At 47.7% G+C, this 20608-nt stretch carries 14 protein-coding genes and 1 pseudogene; 7 read left to right on the top strand and 8 right to left on the bottom strand.

The features are described from left to right. Positions 1-96 precede the first annotated feature (96 nt). The 5 genes from ACU70B_RS07845 (at position 97) to ACU70B_RS07825 (ending at position 7136) form a co-directional block, all read left to right on the top strand. Positions 97-1770, top strand: a complete 1674-nt coding sequence (locus ACU70B_RS07845; protein ID WP_447183015.1) for an ABC1 kinase family protein — start codon at positions 97-99, stop codon at positions 1768-1770. 135 nt (positions 1771-1905) lie between these two features. Beyond that, entirely contained in the window at positions 1906-2274 is a 369-nt protein-coding gene (locus tag ACU70B_RS07840; protein WP_447183014.1) for an ArsR/SmtB family transcription factor, read from the top strand. A 99-nt stretch (positions 2275-2373) separates the two neighbouring features. Next, positions 2374-4488, top strand: coding sequence for a heavy metal translocating P-type ATPase (locus ACU70B_RS07835; protein WP_447183013.1), 2115 nt, complete (start codon positions 2374-2376; stop codon positions 4486-4488). 353 nt (positions 4489-4841) lie between these two features. Further along, positions 4842-5618 (top strand): hypothetical protein, encoded by a 777-nt coding sequence (locus tag ACU70B_RS07830; RefSeq protein ID WP_447183012.1) that lies wholly within the window; start codon positions 4842-4844, stop codon positions 5616-5618. Positions 5619-5690: 72 nt separating this feature from the next. After that, on the top strand, positions 5691-7136 hold the full coding sequence (locus ACU70B_RS07825) for a hypothetical protein (RefSeq protein WP_447183011.1): 1446 nt from the start codon (positions 5691-5693) through the stop codon (positions 7134-7136). 409 nt (positions 7137-7545) lie between these two features. Here ACU70B_RS07825 and ACU70B_RS07820 read toward each other — a convergent pair. Further along, positions 7546-7899, bottom strand: a pseudogene (locus ACU70B_RS07820) (response regulator); the annotation flags it as partial. Between the two features lie 263 nt (positions 7900-8162). Here ACU70B_RS07820 and dinB point away from each other — a divergent pair. Beyond that, complete coding sequence (dinB, locus tag ACU70B_RS07815; RefSeq protein ID WP_447183010.1) at positions 8163-9377, top strand: DNA polymerase IV; 1215 nt, start codon at positions 8163-8165, stop codon at positions 9375-9377. 49 nt (positions 9378-9426) lie between these two features. On the opposite strand, the gene ACU70B_RS07810 is transcribed toward dinB, so the two are convergent. Further along, positions 9427-11400: a methyl-accepting chemotaxis protein gene (locus ACU70B_RS07810; RefSeq protein ID WP_447183009.1), complete on the bottom strand. Its 1974-nt coding sequence runs from the start codon at positions 11398-11400 to the stop codon at positions 9427-9429. A 99-nt stretch (positions 11401-11499) separates the two neighbouring features. Beyond that, positions 11500-12885, bottom strand: a complete 1386-nt coding sequence (locus ACU70B_RS07805; RefSeq protein WP_447183008.1) for a C1 family peptidase — start codon at positions 12883-12885, stop codon at positions 11500-11502. Between the two features lie 364 nt (positions 12886-13249). Here ACU70B_RS07805 and ACU70B_RS07800 point away from each other — a divergent pair, with 364 nt between their 5' ends. Beyond that, on the top strand, positions 13250-14569 hold the full coding sequence (locus ACU70B_RS07800; protein WP_447183007.1) for a sensor histidine kinase: 1320 nt from the start codon (positions 13250-13252) through the stop codon (positions 14567-14569). A 31-nt stretch (positions 14570-14600) separates the two neighbouring features. Here ACU70B_RS07800 and sleB read toward each other — a convergent pair whose 3' ends face one another. The 5 genes from sleB to ACU70B_RS07775 form a co-directional block, all read right to left on the bottom strand. Continuing rightward, a complete protein-coding gene (gene sleB, locus ACU70B_RS07795) occupies positions 14601-15314 on the bottom strand; it encodes a spore cortex-lytic enzyme (protein ID WP_447183006.1) in 714 nt (237 codons plus the stop codon). A gap of 340 nt (positions 15315-15654) precedes the next feature. Beyond that, a complete protein-coding gene (locus ACU70B_RS07790) occupies positions 15655-17820 on the bottom strand; it encodes a YcdB/YcdC domain-containing protein (RefSeq protein ID WP_447183005.1) in 2166 nt (721 codons plus the stop codon). A 127-nt stretch (positions 17821-17947) separates the two neighbouring features. Then, positions 17948-18382 (bottom strand): YaiI/YqxD family protein, encoded by a 435-nt coding sequence (locus tag ACU70B_RS07785; protein ID WP_447183004.1) that lies wholly within the window; start codon positions 18380-18382, stop codon positions 17948-17950. A 9-nt stretch (positions 18383-18391) separates the two neighbouring features. Beyond that, positions 18392-19345, bottom strand: a complete 954-nt coding sequence (locus ACU70B_RS07780) for a cation diffusion facilitator family transporter (protein WP_447183003.1) — start codon at positions 19343-19345, stop codon at positions 18392-18394. A gap of 190 nt (positions 19346-19535) precedes the next feature. Then, positions 19536-20438, bottom strand: coding sequence for an MBL fold metallo-hydrolase (locus ACU70B_RS07775; RefSeq protein ID WP_447183002.1), 903 nt, complete (start codon positions 20436-20438; stop codon positions 19536-19538). Positions 20439-20608 lie beyond the last annotated feature (170 nt).

Below are 20608 nucleotides of genomic sequence, written 5' to 3'. Positions count from 1 at the left end.
ACCAACCTCCTTTATCCCGCCCGGGTTCAGCAATTTCGGTTCCTGTCCCTTCTCTGTTATAATTAATAAAATCGCTGTCAATAGAGAGGAATATCCATGAAAATAGATCAAAGATCCGGCATCTTACGCTTTTTTACCGTCGTAAAGCTGTTTATAGATATATTCTGGGCGTTTTATTCCTTGAAAATTAAGCGGCTGTGGCATAGACCGTCATGGGCAGAGGAAAAACGGCGGCAACTCTATATTACTCAGGCCCGCTACTTCCGGGAGACAGCCGTCAGGCTGGGTGGATTGCTGATCAAGCTGGGACAGTTCTTCAGCACCCGGGTTGACATTCTTCCCCGCGCATCTATTGATGAATTGACCGGCTTGCAGGATGAAGTTCCGGCTGTTGCTTTTACTGCCATCCGGGAGGTTATTGAGGAAGAATTCAGCCGCCCGCTGGAGCAAGTATTCAAAACCTTTGATTTCCACCCGCTGGCCTCAGCTTCTTTGGGACAGGTTCACCGGGCTGTTCTGCATGATGATGGGCAAGTTGCGGTCAAGATACAAAGGCCTGGTATCAACGAACTGGTAGACATTGATTTACGAGCCTTACACCGTGTAATAAGCTTGGTCAAAAAATTTACCGACTGGAACCAACTGATTGATTTTGATGCCATCTTTGTTGAATTTAAGGAGACCCTGGAGGCTGAACTTGATTATGTTCAGGAGGGGCACAACGCCGAGACCATTGCCGAGAACAGCAAGGATGATAAGCAGCTCATAATTCCCGCCATATATTGGGATTATACCACCCGCCGGGTACTGACCATGGAATATCTGCAGGGCATCAAAGTAACCGACCATAAACTTTTGCAGCAGTACGGGATCGACCGCCAGGCCGTGGCCTCCAAGTTGCTGCACACCTATGTCAAACAAATCCTGATTGACGGTTTCTACCATGCCGACCCTCATCCCGGCAACCTGTTTGTGACCCGGGAGTCTCAACTTATAATGGTTGACTTTGGTATGACCGGCAGTATAACAACCAGTCTGCGGGAAACGCTGGTAGAATTGGTCTTTGCCCTGGTCAACCGGGATTATGAGCGGGTAACCCGATATCTTAAAGAGCTGGGATTCATACGTTTTGATTATGACAATCAAGCCCTTAACCGGGCTATCAGTATTTTCCTGGAGGAAATGGTGGGCAAAGGCCAAGACCTGTCTCAGCTCGACTTACAGGCCTTGCTGCACGACCTGGAGACCTTGCTCTATGAACAACCGTTTCAGGTTCCTGCCAATTTTACCTTCCTGGGTCGAGCTCTGGGTACCCTCTATGGCATTTGCATTGATTTGGATCCCGGCATAAGCTTTATTGATGTGGCTAAACCCTATGTGGAGGCGATTGCCCCGGAGAAAAGCAGCGTGTTCCGTATCATAAAGGAGCGCTCAACTCTTATCGCCAATGCTTTCCTGGACATTCCTCCTTTGATGGAAAGGGCTTTGCGCCGAGTCGACCGGGGTGAATTCAATTTAACCATGCCTTTGCAAAATATAAACGATGCTGTTATTCAGAATACCCGTGCCACCAGGTCGCTGGCCTGGTCGATTGTTCTGGGCTTCTCCCTCCTCACGGGAGCCTTCCTGCTGGTCAACGGTAAAGAGACTATGGCTGCCTGCGCCCTTGTCTTTTCTCTTATCGTTTTTATGCTGCTGTTGAGAGGAAATCGCCCGCCTTCCCGTAAAAGGGCCCCCCATCCACCAGTAATGATAAAAAGAGGGAAATAATCAACCCCGTATTTACCGCTTTTTCTTCATCAACTATCCCCGGCAAATAAAATTTTGTTGTTGACCGGGGTAAGGATTTGAATATACAATAACATATGAACAATTATTCATATGAGCATATGTAGGAGGGATTAAATGGCAGGGAGCAAGCAGGGCCTACCTTTTTGCAGTATCAATACCGTCCACGACGAGATAGTGGAACGGGTCAGGGAAGAGATGCCGGCGGAAGAAAAGCTCTATGATCTGGCTGAGCTTTTCAAGGTGTTTGGGGATACTACCCGGGTGAAAATCCTCTATGCCCTTTTTGCCGCTGAGATGTGCGTATGTGATATCGCCGCCCTATTGAACATGTCCCAATCGGCTATTTCCCATCAACTCAGGGTGCTGAAACAGTCCCGCTTGGTGAAATTTCGCCGGCAGGGTAAAGTTGTTTACTACAGCCTGGATGATGAACATATAAAGCAGATATTTGATCAGGGTTTGATGCATATTAGCGAACTCTGATTATCGATACCCATTGGGGGACCAACCTTCAAGGTGCAGGTTGGCCGCGAAATGCATCTATGCCTTCATAACCGACTATTTTGAAAGGGGGTATTGGCAATGAATAACGCAGTCACCCGGGAACTGATCCTGGAAGGCTTGGACTGCGCCAACTGCGCAGCCATGATTGAGAGCCGGGTTAATGAGCTGGACGGCGTTAATGCCGCTTCCCTGAATTTCATGACCCAAACCTTAAAGATTGAGATGGAATCCCCCGGTCTGGTCGATGATGTACTGGGTCAGACACGGCATATAGTCAACACTTTGGAGCCTCACGTGGTAATAGGCGCCAAAGACGGCGCCACAGCACACCATAAGATGGGTTTAAGCATAGATTATAACGAGTTAATAGCTATTATTGCTGCTTCCGCACTTTTAGCCCTGGCCCTGATCGTCGGTTTTCCCGCTCATGTGGAATTAGCCCTTTTCCTGCTCAGCTACCTGCTGGCAGGCAGTCCCATATTATACCGGGCGGGCCGGAACATAGTCCGGGGGCAGGTGTTTGATGAAAATTTTCTTATGGCTCTCGCCACCCTCGCCGCACTTGCTATAAAGCAGTACCCTGAGGCAGTGGCGGTAATGGTGTTCTACCGGGTTGGTGAGTTTTTGCAGGGATTGGCCGTAGACCGCTCCCGGCAGTCAATCGGCAGTCTCATGGATATAAGGCCGGATCATGCCAACCTCGTGCGCAATGGTATTATCGAACCGGTGGTACCGCAAGCAGTTGACCGGGGAGATATTATAATGATTAAGCCCGGGGAAAGAGTCCCTCTGGACGGGCAGATTATTGAAGGCGCTTCCTCCCTGGATACCTCAGCCTTGACGGGTGAATCCCTGCCCCGTTATCTGGAGCGGGGAGATGAAATAATGGCCGGGTTTCTTAATATTGATGGGCTTTTAAAGGTTGAAGTAACCCGTTGCTATAAGGAATCTGCGGTTAGCCGCATCCTTGATCTGGTGGAAAATGCCGCCAGCCGCAAGGCTCCGACCGAAAATTTCATTACCCGTTTTTCGGCCTATTATACTCCGGCGGTGGTAGCTGCGGCTCTGGCGTTGGCCCTGATTCCGCCCTTTATTCTTAATGCCGGTTCACCACGGGATTGGATATACCGCGCTCTGATATTTCTGGTGATATCCTGTCCCTGTGCCCTGGTAATATCTGTACCGATGGCTTTCTTTGCCGGTATAGGGACGGCATCCCGATATGGTATTCTGGTAAAAGGGAGTAATTATCTGGAAGCATTGAACTATGCCGACAGCATTGTATTCGACAAGACGGGCACCCTGACTACCGGAAAATTCAAAGTAGCTGATATTAAAACCCGGGAGGGAATTACCCCTCAAGAGCTTTTGTTTTACGCGGCCATGGCTGAGCGATATTCCAATCACCCCCTGGCTATCTCGATTCGAGAAGCCTATCATGGCCGCATCGACGAAAAACAGATAGAGGACTATCAGGAGATACCCGGTCATGGGATAAAAGCCAAAATTATGGGAAAAGAGGTACTGGCCGGTAATATCAGGCTTATGCAAAAGGAGAATATCACCTGTCCGTTTAATGCTGCCGGAACTCTGGCGCACGTTATTCTAGACGGTGCCTATGCCGGTTATATAGAACTGGCCGACCAGCTTAAGCCTGGCATCCCCCAGACCCTAAACAAATTGAAAACTATGGGTATTAAAAAACTGATTATGCTGACCGGGGACAAGGAGGATGCGGCCAGTAAAATAGCGGCCGGTTTGCAGCTGGATGAGGTTTATTCGGAGCTGTTGCCTGAGGACAAAGTAAGGCAAATGGAGCTGCTTGAGGGGGGAAAATCCTCTGCCCGGGAACGGCTGGTATTTGTCGGCGACGGTATTAACGACGCACCGGTATTGGCCCGCTCGGATTTGGGGGTAGCCATGGGAGGCCTGGGTTCTGATGCAGCTATTGAGGCGGCTGATATTGTCATAATGAACGATGACCCGGCCAGCCTGACCCAGGCAATCAATATAGCCCGAAGTACTCATTCCATCGTAATTCAGAATATTGTTTTTGCACTGGTAGTAAAAGCCATGGTGCTCATACTTGGCGCTTGGGGGCTGGCAACCATGTGGCAGGCAGTTTTTGCCGACGTGGGCGTAACCATAATGGCGGTGTTAAACTCACTGCGGATCATGCAAAAGAAGTATTAATCCCATCTTGACAGAACATGTGTTTGCATATAATATGGAAACAGAACAATTGTTCGCTATCATGCGGGGCAAGGAAGGTGCATACATGTTTGCGGGATTTGATAAAGGGGAGTTTATTCAAATGGCACTAGGTGCCGTGTTTATGCTGGGTTTGGGCTATGCCTTCACCTTTGCCGTTTTGCTGCTCTTTTAAACCGGAAACGGGGACAAAAAGTCCCCGTTTCTCTGCGCACCCGGTATTTTTTCATTATATAATGATATTTGTGATAAAATGCATATATAAGTTTGATTTACCATATTATGTGGTATTTATCTGCGCTTTAAGATTTACATAGCGAAGAGGAGTTGGGCTGGTGTTCCTGCGCTCTTTGAAATATTGGGGCTCCCATATCCCGTTGATTGGGTTTGTAATAATGCTGGTCGCTGTACCGGTCGGTTTCTGCGAAGCCTGGTTATGGCAGAACTATGTTTTGCACCCTGGCAACTTCCCACTATTCAAAAATTTATTTTCCTCTGCTGCAGCCAGTATCGAGTTTATTATCGCTGTGCTTAAACTCCTGCTGGGTGTTTTTGCGGTTGGCTCCATACTGTACGCCCTGCACCTTTCACCTCGGGGTAACCTGGCTAAGCTGATACCATCCCTGCGGGCCGGCATCAGGAAATGGTTCCGTATTCTCGCCCTAATTGTTCCGATCGGCATTTTGGCTTGGGCGCCGTATACAGTGCAAAAAATACAGGCCGGTAATTTTATATGGTTCAGCGTTCTTTGGGGAATTGCAGTCACCCTGTACTTCCTGGTAAAATACCCCCTGGCACTGCCGTTGTTAATCAATGAAAACGAAGGCATATTAGCATCCATGCGCAAGGGAGCCAGATTATCCCGAGGCATCAGAGCGGAAATACTGCTGGTGGTATTCAGTATTATTCTTTTGGCCGAGGTAATATGTCTGGTTCTTAGCTATCTGTTGCTGCCCAGGCTAACCGGGGCTCAGGGGACGCTGGAATTGGCCTTTATCAGTACAGCTACATATATTATTCGCTGGTTTTTATATTCGCCGGTGCTGATCGTTGTTTATGCTTACTACCGGGAGCAGCTTGCCCTTTATGTACGGTCGTACCTGCTGGCTTAACCATAACAGACACCGGACTACATCAGTACTGAAAAGGAAAATTCCGAAACTTTGGCAGTGTAGGGGAGAAAAATGAAGGAAGATACTGCTGCCCGAAAAGATAAAGATTATTTCAACTGCGGCTTATGCCAGAGCAGGTATTTTCCTTTACACCCGGGTGATGTTCTCTGCCCGGAGTGTGAAAGCAGGGTAAAAGATAGCAGTGACTGGATAACCGGGGTTTTTTATTTGTATCAGGATAGTGATTTTGAATCCTTGATGCTGCTTATTCCCCTGATAAGGAAACAGTTAAGGATGCGGGCGGAAGAATTATGTCACCTGGCTTTGGAAGCTTACCGGAACGATAATCTGACTCAGGCCGGCTCTTTATGGCAAGAGGCGCGCCGCTACGATCCTAAAAATATTCAGGCCGCCTTTAATCTGGCCTATATACAGTGGAAAAACGGTGAAATAGAATATGCCGATTTTATTTCCAGCCTATGCGGTTTGGAGAATATCTGCTTTGACTATGGCGAATATCATGAGTTCATAACCAGAATTGAATACGCCATGAGCCGGTCCGATGATATCGAGGCCTGGCTGCCATTGGCTGATGGCAAATCTTTGGCTGGAAGTAAAGCATTAAGGAAGCAGGCTCCCGAACTGGCCAAAACCATTCCCGCTCACCGGGGGCGAATTAGTGCCGCCAGTTTTTCCTCTGACAGCAATTACTTATTAACTGCAGGTTATGACGGACAGCTTTCACTCTGGGATGTTAACACCGGCAGGGAACTGCAGCGCTTTACCTTTAAACATGCCCAGATTACCGCTGCCTGTCTGACTCCGGACGGGTTTCAAGTTCTTGCTGCGACTGACGACTACACCCTGCATCTTCTAGACCTGAATACTGGTCAAACCATACGCCAGTTCAGAGGCCATAGAGCCTTGCCGGTCTGGGTGGGGGTAACGCCTTACGGGAGAATGGCACTGTCCGGAAGCTGGGACGGCGCCATCGGCTTCTGGAATCTCCAAAATTCCCGGCCTATGAATCTTTACCGCGCCAATACCGGCCCTATCAACAGCATGTGGATGTCTGGCGATGGAATGTGTTTATTGCTGACCGGTCTGAAAAAGGAATTCCGGATGCTTGACTTGAGTGGTGAAATGAACCATCGCTGGCTGGGATTACCTGACCGCTGGCCTTTTTCAATATGCTCTACTGATGATAAGCGCTATGTACTGTGCGGCAACACCGACGGCAGCATTAATCTCTGGAACCTTAACTCAGGCAGGTGCCTGAAAACGCTCTTTGGTCACCGGGGAACAGTCAACTGTTTGACCATGAGCAGCGACTCCGGTCATGCCATCTCGGCCGGTATTGACCGGACCGTACGCATCTGGGATCTTAATAAAGGGACTGAAACATCTCAGCTAAATGAGCAGGGCAGGCAGGTCAAATGCCTTGGATTTGCCGGGAGCAATCATCTGTTCTTTACTGCCGGAGACGATGGCCGGGTTAGACTTTGGGCCTTTAGCTAGAATATCTTCCCGGACCGTACATCGTCTATTCCGTGGCAATGCCCTTATTTATTACATAGCGCAATATTTTAACATCGTCGGCAACAACCCTGACTGAACCGCCTGCCCGTTTGATTTTTTCCATTATTTCAATAAATTCATTTAGAAGAAAGTAGTCATAGATGGAAGCGGAACCAAAATTGAGAACCATCCGCAACGGTTTTACGCCCAGGAAAGCCTGTATGGTGTTTTCGAGTTCAGTTATCTTCGGCGGTTCAAAGTTTTGACCGATATTTATGGTAAACGTTCCTTGGTTGTTTTCAATCGTAAACGCTTCTTTCAGGTCGCCATTATATGGTCGGCTGCTAAAACCTGCACCGGACTTTTCCGCCGCCGCCATTGCAGGTTGGGCTGGCGGTAGTAAGTTTGATAGTACGGCATCAACCGAGGCAATTACCTTATCGGGTGAAAAGGGCTTTATAATATAATGCCTGGCACCATTTTCAATGGCAGCCATTACCATGCTCTTCTGGTCAATAGCGCTTACCATGATTATGGCCGCCTCAGGATAATCGCCCACAATCTTCTTTACCGCTACCACGCCATCCATCAGGGGCATGGTAATATCCATGGTAATCAAATCAGGTTTGTGGCTTTCATATTCCCGGTAAGCCTGTAAGCCATTTTCCGCCTCGGCCACAATTTCGTGCCCGGCCCGGGTCAATATGGCTTTTAGGTTGCGCCTGACTATGGTCGAATCATCAACAATAAGAATTTTTGCCATCTGGGTATCCCCCTTAATAATCTGCCCGTTGTCTGTGACAGTATTGATTATACAACGGTGCCGTCTCCGGTAAATTACTAGGGCGCCTTAAAAATATTTCTAGAAATCGCCTGGCATTCCTTCTTATTGTATAATTTTAGTAAGCTGCGCTGATGGTTTACAGCTAGTCGTGCAGACTGATAGAAGGTTTTATCTATATCGGGCCGAATATAAGATGTGCAGGAGCGATTTTACCATGATAAAGTCGGAAAGGGCGAGCTTAGATGGATAATTGCAATCTTACCGCTGAAACATGTTCTATCATCCATTGCGACCTGGATGCTTTTTATGCTTCGGTAGAACAGAGGGAAAATCCTTCCCTCCAGGGAAAACCGGTTGTAGTTGGAGGGGACCCCAGATCCCGCGGGGTAGTGGCCACCTGCTCCTATGAGGCTCGCAGGTATGGGGTTAAATCGGCCATGCCTCTGGCCCAAGCGCAACGACTTTGCCCTCACGCGGTATTCCTGCCGGTTGCCAGGCAACGCTATCAGGAGGCTTCACGCCAGGTTTTCGCCATAATGGCCGACTATACTCCGATGATGGAAATCCTGTCTATTGACGAAGCATTCCTTGATGTTGCTTCATCATTATCCCTATTCGGCACTCCGGAAGGTATCGGCCGTACTATCAAAAAAAGGGTAGAAAAGGAACTGAACCTGAAGATATCGGTAGGCATTTCCTATAACAAATTTTTGGCTAAACTGGCTTCACAGCTGGATAAGCCGGACGGCTTCCGCGTAATTAAAGCTGACGAAGCCCTGGCTCTGCTGCGTCCGCTGCCGGTACAACACCTGTGGGGAGTAGGGGAGAAGACCGGGCGGGAACTTGACAGATTAGGCCTCTACCATATCGGCGATATTCAAGACTTGCCGGAAGGCTGGCTGGCAGATAAAATAGGTTCGGCGGGGAAGCTATTCTGGGAACTGGCCCGAGGTATCGACCCCAGGCCGGTAACCCCCGGGCGGCAGAGAAAGTCGCTGGGAAGAGAAGTAACCTTTGCCGCAGACACTGCCGATATAAATTACCTTAAGGATTTACTCAACCGCTTTGCTGCGGAATTGTGCGGGAAATTGCGCCAGAATGGCTTGGACACATCGACCGTTACGGTAAAGATCAAGTACAATAATTTTGCCGCCATCAGCCGCAGCAGGACTATAAGCCCCGGTAATTCAGACATGTTGATAGGGGAAACGGCAACAGATATTTTGCAGGATGCTTACCACGGCTATCCGCCGTTACGTCTGATCGGCCTTTCTCTGGGCAGATTGACCCCAGCCCCGGCACTGGAACAGGGCAGTCTTTTTGCCAATGATTCGGCTGGGCCTGATGACAATGAAATCGACCGGGTTATGGACGGCATTCGCCAACGATTCGGCTCCGAGGTAATTGGCAGGGCTAATACACTGACCTGGAAAAAGCATAGACCCCCAAACCTATAGATCGGGTGGTTGGAGACCCTTGCATTTCAAGGGCCTCCAACCTTGCTTCTTAACCCAGCTTAAAATGCTGGGTTATTTCTTTTAGTTGCCGGGCCAGGCTATCCATTTCTTTACTGATGCCCACAATATTGTTTACCGCCGCCAATTGACTCTGGCTAACGGCAGTCACCTCTTCTGCCGAGGCCGCCGATTGCTCCGTAACGGCTGATATATTGCCGATGGCCTGAATAATCTCATCGGCAGATGCCAATAGCTCTTCAAAAGTTGATGATAAATCCTGGATGGAATTGTCTATTTCTACCGAGCCGCTTTCTATTTCCCTGAACTCAGCAATACTTTCGGCCAGTGACTTTCCTTGTTCAATTACCAGTTCTTCCACACGGTTCACTTCAACCACTACTCGTTGCACCTGACCCAGAACCTCATTTATAATCGCACCTATGTTCAAAGTGGCGGAACCGGTTTCTTCAGCCAGCTTCCGTACCTCTTCCGCCACCACGGCAAATCCCCGCCCGGCGTCTCCAGCCCGGGCCGCTTCTATTGCGGCATTAAGGGCCAATAAATTGGTTTGGTCGGCAATATTGGTTATAACGGTTATTATTTCTCCTATCTGCCTGGTCTTCTCGCTTAAATCGTTAATCACCACAGATACGTTATTGGTGTCTTCCACCGTTTTATCCATATTATCCTTCTGCTGCAGCATGAGCCTGGTTACTTTCTTTACTATAGCCTGGAAGCTTACCGATTTTTCTGAAATTTTTTCCGTATTGCTACCTACAGTCTGCATGGCAATCCCGACCTGATGGGCCAAATCACTGGTACGTTGAGCATCTTCGGCCTGGGATGAAGCCGCCCGCGCCACTTCTTCAGCGCTGACGCTTACCTGCTCTGATGCCCTGCCGGTGTTCTCGGCCGTAACCAGCAGGTTGTTGGCGACACCAGCCAGCTTCTGTGAGCCTTTAATAATCCGCCCGACTACAATTTTCAGACTCTCGTTCATTTCTCCCAGGGAATTCACCAGCAACCCGATTTCAGAGCGGTCATTACTGGCAATACTGTTACTCAGGTCACCCTTCGCCAGCCTGGTTGTGATTTCGGTCATCTCTTTAAACGGCTGGGTAAGCTTGCCGCTTATAAACCAGATAACTACCAGCAACAGCAATACCGTGAGCAAGCTCGCCATTATTGTGCCCTGAAGCATCTTTCTCAAAGGTTGGTTTACCTCTTTTTCCGGGACGGTAACGGCCAATGACCATCCGGTTGATTCTACCGGGTCATAGGCCATGTATTTGTCCACCCCGTCGAATTTGTAGGCTGTTACTCCGCTTTCCATAGCCGTCATTTTAGCAGCCGGGTTTTTTAAGCTGTCACCCAGATCAGCCAGCTTTTTTTTAAGAATGTACTGCTTGTCCGGATAAGCTACAAATGTGCCGGTCTTGTCAATCATATAGGCATAACCGGTCTGCCCGACCTTTATTTGGCCGACTATTTCCACCAGCTTTTCTGCCTTGATAGTGGCAGCCATAACGCCTGCCACCTGATTGTCCCGGTAAATCGGCACTGCTACCGGCATAGCCAGATTACCGGTGGCCCTGGAAAACACAGCAGTACCCACATTAGCCTGGCCGGATATGGCAGCTTTAAAATAGTCCCGGTCACTGAGATTCAAGCCTTCTTGTCTTCCGGTATCGCCAATAACCGAACCGTCGGGGTAGATAATGTATAGATTTTCCTTCTCATCTGACATTAAGGGAGCCAATGCAGCAGGAACTCTGGCTGGGTCAAGGTTGTTTACTGCATCCAGCTTGGATATTGTCTCCAGTTCATTGTACTTTCCCCCCACCCATTGGTTAATCTCATTACCGGCGGATACCGCCACTTTCTGGCACTCATACAGGATCTGCCGGTCAAGTATTGCCTTGCTGTTGAAATATGATACCGCACCTTGTCCGATAGAAGCGAGAAAGCAGGCAATCAAAACCCAAATCAGAAGCCGAAATCTCACGGAATGCGTAAATTTCAACGAACATACCCCCATTATTAACTTTTATAACGGGAATTTCGACACATTCTATAAAATTCCTTTATTCCTGTCGGAGTATTTCCGGCCAAACAGGAATGATTAAGATTCCTGTTTTTTTACAGCAAAAGCTTTAAGGCAGATACTTGAATCTGGTGCAATATCATAAATGTCATGCCAGCGGCTTCCGTTATCACTGATAAATCCCTGCCCAGGGTTAGAACGGGCCTTGCTGCTTATGCCTTCCATCTTTATTTCGCAGGGCACCGGATAATTATATCCTGGGGTGGTAAGTTTAACCACGATGGAGAAGATTTCTCCTTGGCTTACGGTGATAGGACTGGAAAAATTCCTCGCATAGTAAGACGGCTCATCGGCAGTGCCTTTAACCGTTTTGACCAATTTGCCGCTTCTGGGTTTTGCGGCTCCAACATTGGTATATAAATAAACCGAATACCTGGAAGCGGGCGAGGCGGCATACAAAGAAAATCCGTTTATAGCCATACGGGCATCTGCTTTAAAAATGTTTGCCATCCAGGCAGTATCAGACTGAAAACCATAGCCGGCTATCCAACCCAGGGGATCGTACTGCAGTATCAGTTGTGAGGTTTTGGGGGACTCAGCTTTATAAAATAAAGCATTTTCAACCCCGATCCACAAATCATGATAGGAAATATAGAAATAACCCTGATCGCCCCAATTTTTCCCCCAGCTATTTTTGACGATAAAAGCTCCGTCACCGGGGGGAATGCTCTTAAATTTCTTCCGGCTGTAGTTATCGTCCCAACCAGCCAGGGTAACGGCGTGATTAGGGAATCCCTCCGGGGCGTAATAAGCAGCGGTCTGTTCATTAAAATAAACCTCATCATAGGCCATAGCGCTAAACACCGCTCCGTAGTTCATTATTGCCGTTTTAATATTGGTGTTGTCGGTGGGACTTTTTCTGGAGGGGATAAAGATAACCCTTTTCAAATGCTTTTTGGTGGCAAAAACCTTGCAATTACCCTCAAGGGGGTCGTAGGGATCGTCTTTTTCCCGAACCGGTCCACTCCATCGTGCCAGATAGGCGGTGGACATCCATTGGTTCCCCCCGCCGTCAAAGGAGCGGTCAAAACCTTCGGGGCATGACTCAGCCAGCAGATTCTTCATATTATTCTCGGAAAAATCCCATTCCTCCTCGGGCAACAGGCAAGACTCCATTGAGCCGCAGGTGGCAAAAGCCCAGCAGGTTCCGGCTGGCCCCTGGTCTTTGACTCCGGTCATTCTTCCCTGAGAGCGCAAATCAAAACTGGCGGGCAATGCCTCGGCTCTATACCCCAGAAATATTTTCTTCCCGCCAAGATGAGACAGATCAAGTGGATGAGGGATATAGCCTTCTTTGCTTATCGGCTTCTGGCTGATGTTTAATCCAGTTCTGGCTTCTTGTATATATTTAGTGAAATTTGGGCTGACCGGGGAACGGAGCGGATGGCGGTTAAATATTTTCAATCTATCTCCCCCAAGGATTTATTAAGCTGCTGCTAAAATATATGAAAAAAATAGCCTTAAGGTACTGGCAATTGTTGGGGTGGGTTAAAGACCTCCATAAAATGGTGCAAGATGCAATAATGGATGTTGGTGGGGGTTATTACATTATATTGGCATGATGTTATTTAAACTATAAAATGTTCATTTATAATCGGATATGTATAATATGTTAATATATTAATACTTATCTCATTAGGAATGGGGGTGTATTAGGCAATAATAATTGACCGGAGATTGTCCGATAACCCTTATTTTTTCATTGCGTCACCATTATTCAACGGATTAATATCCTTAATTCATTATCTTAAGGTGAGGTGAATTGCTGATGGAACCCGGTGTTCGAGATGGGAAAGAGTTCTGCTCGAAAGCTAAAAATCCATTGATTAGGGAAATAGCCCTTGATGCCTGGAACCGGTGTTACAAGTTGGGTACTGACCCTAAAAATCTGCTTTTTACTTTTTTGTCACCTGACGATTTGCAACTCAGAATAGAGGATGATAATGAATTGTTGTTGGCGGCTGATAGCTTTTTAGACAATCTTTCTGTAAGTTTATGGGAAATACCCCATGTCATTGCTCTAGGCGATAGAGACGGATGGGTAATTAAGATTGCGGGTAATCCGGATGATTTCGGTGGGAGCGATTCCGGTTTTTGTACCGGGGTCAACTGGTCAGAAAAATATGTGGGAAATAATGGTATCGGCACGGTTCTGTCCGTATCGGAACCGGTTCTAATTTGCGGAGCAGAACATTTTGGACATATTTACCGCTCCTTTACCTCTATGGGCGTACCGATCAGGAACAGCAGAAATGAAGTAATCGGAGTTATTGATTTAATTGTCAAGCACGCTTCCCCGGGCCTGATTCCTATGCTCCTGTCCTGCGCCGAGGCGGTCGAAAAAAATTATATTAATTCTACAAACCTGGCAGCTAAGCTGCAGCAGGTGGATAAGTTGCTGATTACAGGCAGTCTTCTGTCTACCACTATTCATGATTTGAAAAATCCCCTGACTATCATCCGGGGATTTGCCCAACTGGGAGAAATGAGCGCAGCTACGGAGCAACGCAATTATTTTCAGCAGATAGTCTCAGAAGTGGATGGTCTGTTATCAATGCTCAATAATCTGGTTGGCATTCTGGGACAGGAACATTACCAGGAAGTATATCCGGGAGATATTATCAAATCTATCCTGACGGATATAAAACCGCTAGCAAAATTATTAAGGATAAGCCTGGAATGTTCAGTAAAAAATCAGGCTAAAGTCAATTTACACATCGAACTGTTTAAACGGGCGATACACAATCTTTTGAAAAACGCTGCGCAGGCTATGCCTGATGGAGGAGGAATTCAGATTGAAATAAATATGATTGAAGACAAGGTGCTGATAAGAATAAGTGATACCGGTTCAGGCATACCAAGCGATATTAAGGATAATATATTCAAGCCTTTCGTTCACGGTTCTAAAAGCGGGAACGGCCTGGGGCTTTATATGGTTTACTATGTGTTTAACCGGCTCCATGGAGGCCGGGTCTGGTATGAAAGTCAGACCGATGCCGGAACTTCATTTTTCATAGAGCTGCCGGCGGCCACGGATAACAGCGCCGGCGGTAAAGAGGGGAGTTTATTTTCACTGAAAATGGTTTAGGGAGGGTAGACCCTCCCTAAACCATTTTTTCCTATCGTGCGAATACATGTTGACCGATTCTGGTTACTATAGTTCTGGTCCATACCCATTTATTAGTTGCAGTAGCCGGATTCCAATAATACAAGGCTTCTCCGGTTGGATCCCAGCCGCGTAAAGCTGCCTGAACCGCCTGGTAAGATGAATTGTCAGGCTGGAGGTAAAACTGGCCGTCATCTACAGCGGTAAAAGCCCCCGGCTCAAATATTACTTCCCCGATGTTTTTCCCGAATTGATTTGAGTCCACCCGGTTCAATACCACCGCAGCTACAGCCACCTGACCTTCAAATGGTTCACCCCTGGCTTCGCCGTAAACCAGACAGGCCAAAGCTTCTATATCCTGGTTGGAATATGGTATAACCCCGCGGGAAGGAGCGGCAGTTCTCCTCGGGGAAGGAGGCTGACCGACTTGTTCGATTACCGCATTGGCGGTTTCCTGCCCAACCACGCCATCAACTGCCAGACCGTTGTTTCTCTGAAAGTCCCTGACCATCTGCATGGTTTCCCAGCCATAAATGCCATCAACTTGTCCCACGGCATAGCCCAGGTAACCCAGGTTTTTTTGTAGTTGTTTTACGTCATACCCCTGTATGCCTAAATTAAGCATTCTATCTCCCAGGTAAGCTTCGGTCTTTACGGGTGCCAGCAGGATAGTGGACATAGACAGCAAGATTACCATAAATGCTGCCGTAACCTTCTTTTTTAACATTGATTCCACCCCTGTGATTATTTTGTTTTAGTTTACCCGTATACTAATGACTCTAACAAAGCGTCAATTCGGGCTATACAAGCCTTCATCCGGCTTGAGCGCCGATGTATAGGGATATCAGCTTAAGAATAGCCTTTATGTCGGTAGTCCAAGGGCAGGAGATGGTCATACCATATTATTTCTCAATAACCAGCATCAGCTTGGATAAATAACGATGCATAATGCCGGGCTGCTATTTAGCCGCATAAAGGATGATAAAAAGGCAACGAAAAAACGGTTTCCGTCTAGAGCGGAGGAAACCGTTTTTAGTCTCTATTGAATTATCAATAAGCAATAGCAGTTACGGATTTAAACTCCTGACCAGGGCATAGGCAACCTCTGCCCGAGTCACGGTTTGTTTACTATTGAAGTCTGCTGATGAAGGTATCAGTCCCAAGCCGTTAATTAAAGCTGCGTACCCCAGGTTGGATTTGTTTATACTGGGATCGCCCGGGTACGGGTTGACAAAAATATCTGCGTTTTGGGCCACCCGCTCCAATCCCATACTGCGAACCAGTACCCGGCTCATGTAGTCGCGGGAAAGAGGAGCATGGGCATCAACCTGCTCTTTGACCCACCCACGCTGCTGGCAAATATTTATTACCCGGGCATCTTCCCCCTGGTCGGTGTTGCCGATTCCATCCCTGACGCCCAGCAGGGTGCGCAGGAAGGCAATCGTATTGATTGTTCCGTCCGGGCGGAACTGCTGACCATAATCAGCCATAAGGCCGGCCGAACCGATCAAGCTTATTTCTTTTTCAGCAAAATGTCCTTTTATATCGTTGAAAGAGCGTGGGCCGGGTTTCTCCGATAAAGGGGTGCCTCCGGCGTCCAGCGCAGCTTTGCTGATGGCATCAATCATGGCGAGATCTTTTTGTGCTGCAGCCGCTAAAGGTTTGTATACCAGTGACAGCCGGGGTTTGCTGTTCTCCCGATAAATCCCGGTGTAGCAAAGGGTGAGGGGAGCAGCCTGGAGAAAAACTTTATTGCCTTCCTCCACTGATATTGCCTGGTCTGCCGGCGGAAAATCATATTCTGACCAGTTGAGGTCATAGCCAACTACCCTTTTATCCTGGCTGGATACCGTGATGCTGACGCCTTGTTGGGGGAAAGGTACGTTGTTTACCAGACGGGTGTAGCTAAAGTCCCACTGGGATTGACTTTCTTTTTCCAGCGGCAGTATCGGAGGGCGTGATCCTGACTGCTCATCAAGCTTTACCTGACCCGCCAGCTTAGGCTCTATTTTACGGAGAAAACTGTCGGCAACGGCAAATGCAGCCTCTTTGGTTAATTCCGAATTTACCGGTTGTTCATCACTGGATTGATGAAATGCGTATATTTTGCCGTTTAAGGCATCTACCCGGGCCCAGAGATTGTAGTCCCTTGCTTCTTCTTTACCGGTTGCGGGCCTATTCCAATTCAGATTCCATATCCTGCGTTCCTGGTTTTGCCAATCCCGCTCCAGACTGGCATTGCTGAGTACCGCATCAGCCGGAATAGCAATCCATTTTTTTACCCGGGCAGTAGCTTCGTCCTGTCCGATAAAGCGGCTGTTTTTCTCCAGTTCTTTTATCTCCTCCGGACTTAGGCGGGGGGCAGAATCTGCGGCACCCATGCCTCCGGCTGACATTTTCATATTTTCGTAACGCTCTGTATTTTCTTCCCATTGGCCGTTTTTAAGTACCAGGGGTTCTCCCGTGATTGCATTGATGGCACCATTGGAGGGATGATTGATAATATATACCAGGCGGGGTTTATCTTTGATTTTACTGCCATAGGCTCTCACTTCCCGAGGCGCTTTGTACTCCAGACGCAGCATTTTTTCGTTTTGAAAAACCTTTGATGCCTCTTCCCGGGATATGGCTTTGCCGACTTCCTCCAGCGGAACATCCAACCAATCCAGACTATAGCTTCTGACCTCCCCGGTCTGGCTGTCTATTTCCATCCGAACACCGTTACCGAGGACGGGAATACCGTTTTCATAGCGTTCCCAGACAAAATTGCAACTGTGCCGGGCATATCCATTCAAGTAGATAAGACTGGGCTCTTTTATGCAACGCAGTGAAGCAGCCTTTTTAGGCAGCAACCGCTTTAGCTGGTTATCGGCAATCCGGCCGGCTTCGGCTTCTGACAGTGCTTTGCCGGTTTCGTCGGCCGGCTTCTCCGGCCGCCATAGGTTCATGTTAATACATTCACCGCTGTCGGCATCGATTGATACCTCCAGGCTGCCGGCCTCAGGTTCGCGGGCCTGCCAGCGCAATACCCATGATTTGCCCTGTATGTTGCTGATAAATTGGGAGTTGAATTCGGTATAGGACGGAGGAACGGGGAAAAGCTCTTTAGCTGTCTGGATAGCTTGCTCCAGGCTGACGGCTGGGTTGTCTGCCAGCAGGGGATGGGGCAGAAAAGTAGTGAAAAACGTTATCAGCAAGAGGGTAGTCCAAAATTGTTTAAGTCTCCAACGCATGTCTTGTTGCTCTCCTTTCAATGCTTAAAATCCATTTTCCATTCATACGCCGGTTGCAGGGTAAAACTATCACCCCCGGCCATAATGTGGAATGCGGAATTTAGCTGTCAAAGCTGGAGAGGGAGATTCATTGAAGGCATTTATTTAAACTGTATTCAAAACGTCTGTCGTCTTCGGCGGTGCGTTTTTTGGGGCCTTTGGTTCTACCGCCCGCTCGCCGCAACTTGGCTTTAATTTCTCTTTCTTCCAACAGGAAATCCATGGTGTCAGCCTTATATATGAGCCCTGCAGGACTCAGCGCCTGGGCTCCTTTACCCATTACCATGGCTGCCAGTCCCCAGTCCTGGGTTACGACAACATCCCCGGCTTCGGTCAGATTGATTATTTTTAAATCAGCTTCCTGTGAAGCGTTGCCCACCACTACATGGTAATCAGACTCAATATTATGATCAAAACTGGCTACGGTCCAGACTGGGATATCATATTTAGGTGCTGTCCTAAAGCAAATCTGCAGAACCGACCTGGGGCAAGCGTCAGCATCAACCAATATCTTTGTTGCCATGTCTCGGGTTTAAGAACTCCTTTCCGTCCAATCAACGTGTACTGTAGTGGAAGAAGTATAGAGCTTCCGATTTATGTTTTCCTGGACTAGTTCGGCAATATCATGTGCTTTTATCAGAGAAAGCTCCTTGTCTACTTCAATGTGAACAACCACTACCTTGTTGGCTCCGTAATCATGCACGCTTATATCATGGGTAGCTATAACACCGGGTATGGCAAGAGCTAAACGGTTAATCTCCTGCACCTGCCCGGGATCATTCTCACCAATCAGTTTTGAGCAGGAATCCGTGAAGATTTCAACCCCGGTCCAAATAATAAGGCCTGATACGCAAAAGCCCAGTACGGCATCTACCCAGTAATATCCGAACCTGGATGCCAGTATGGCCACCGCTACCAGAATTGATGCTATGGCATCGGTACGATGGTGCCAGGCATCGGCGATAAGGGTAGAGGATGAGATTCTCTCACCCAAGTCGATAGAAAAGCGGGACATAAGCTCCTTAAACATGCCGGCCAGCAGCATTACTATAACCACAAAATAGCTGCCCGCCACCGGAGTGTTGCCAACTAAACGCTTATACGAATCTAGTCCGAACTTTACACCTACTGCGGCCAGCAGAAGAGAAATGATTAATGTAGCGATAAACTCGATTCGACCATGCCCATGGGGATGTTCATTATCCGCCGGAAGCGCTGCCAGTTTAAAACCGGCGATAACTACGATGGAAGTTAAAACGTCGGAAGCGGTGTGCACGGCATCCGCAATAAGGGAAATACTGTTAACCATCATCCCCAGCACCGCTTTGATAATCGCCAGCACCAAATTACCTACTATACTGAACCATGCTTCCAGGTAAGCTACCTTTTTACGATGGTCAGGATTATCAATGCTGCCCTGGAGAGGCACCTCTTTAAGAGTCTTACTGAGCATGAAGTTTGAAAAAGAAAGGGTCAAGCGATCCAATATTAACACTCCCTGTAAAAATGTTGCCCATAAAGTTAAAAAATTACCGTTAGACTGTTATTTTCATAATAGTCCCACGGTAATTCCGCTGCCCCGCAGGGCCCGGCTAAAAGCCTGACATAGTTATTAGTTTATTGATATTTATTTTACCAAAAAATATACATCTTTGGCAAGATAAATTAGAAATATCTCACGCTTTTCGGTAATAGAAGAGGCGACCGCTTTCCAATTGGTACTCCACCTGATTTTTTAAGATAAGAAAGCTAAGCATAGCTGCCATGGTAGAAGATAGAAAAAAATATTCCCTGAAATCCGGGCACAGGTCTTTCAGTATGATGATCTCTTCCAGCAATTCCTCCCGACTGTGGGGTTGTTCCAGCAGCTCGAGGGAAATATTAAGATAGTCGTCCAGGTTGCTGCGGTTAAGCCTGACCAGATTTTCGATCTCCTCCTTTTCATAAACCTGTTCGCCATGGCCCAGAACAAAGTAGTCATAATTCAACGCAGGTATTTTATCCAAGGTCTCATACTGTGCTTCAATATCGAATAAAAAAGGGAATGAATATTTACCAATATTTTCGCGGCTAAACAGGGCATCACCCAGATAGCCGACCCGATCCCGGGTGCCGATTCCGACCTGTCCCGGGGCGTGACCATTCAGGCTGAAAACCTCAAACTTTTCGTCGTTTATCCTTATTATACCCTCGGTGACGGTATTATCCGGTACTATGCTTTTATCCCTCACGAAACCATGGCTTAACTGTTCCGGTGGCTTACCCCCGTAGATGTAAAGGGGAAATAAAAAAGCGTTTTCAATGAACAGCTGTGCGCTCCGGGAAGCAAAAAAGACGCTTCCGGGGTACTTTTCTTTTAAATAGGCATTTCCGCCGCAATGATCCATATGGGAGTGGGTATTAATTACGTATTTTATTTTAAAACCGTCAACCTCCAGGTTTTCCTGTATTTTACGAGCGGCCTGGTTGCTGTCGCCGCTATCTGTTATCAGTGAATATTTGTCTTTGAACAGGAAAGCTCCGGTATTGGTAGAGCCTGGGATATAGAAGCTATTCCCATTAATGCGAATAAGACTCATAGCTGCCTCCGCAAGAACAATAAAAATAAGGACAAGGCCTGTGACTGATGAACTTTACTTTAATTATAACCATAATGCACAGTTTAGGCTCTATCCATCCGAATTATTTATTCCGGAACTATTGTTGCAACCGGCCCCATTGCCTAAAATAAGGCTGGCAGCCCTAAAGA

It is taken from the genome of Syntrophomonas curvata, from assembly GCF_052976825.1.
The sequence above is the reverse complement of the archived record's forward strand: the minus strand, read 5'-3'. Positions and strand labels throughout refer to the sequence as shown.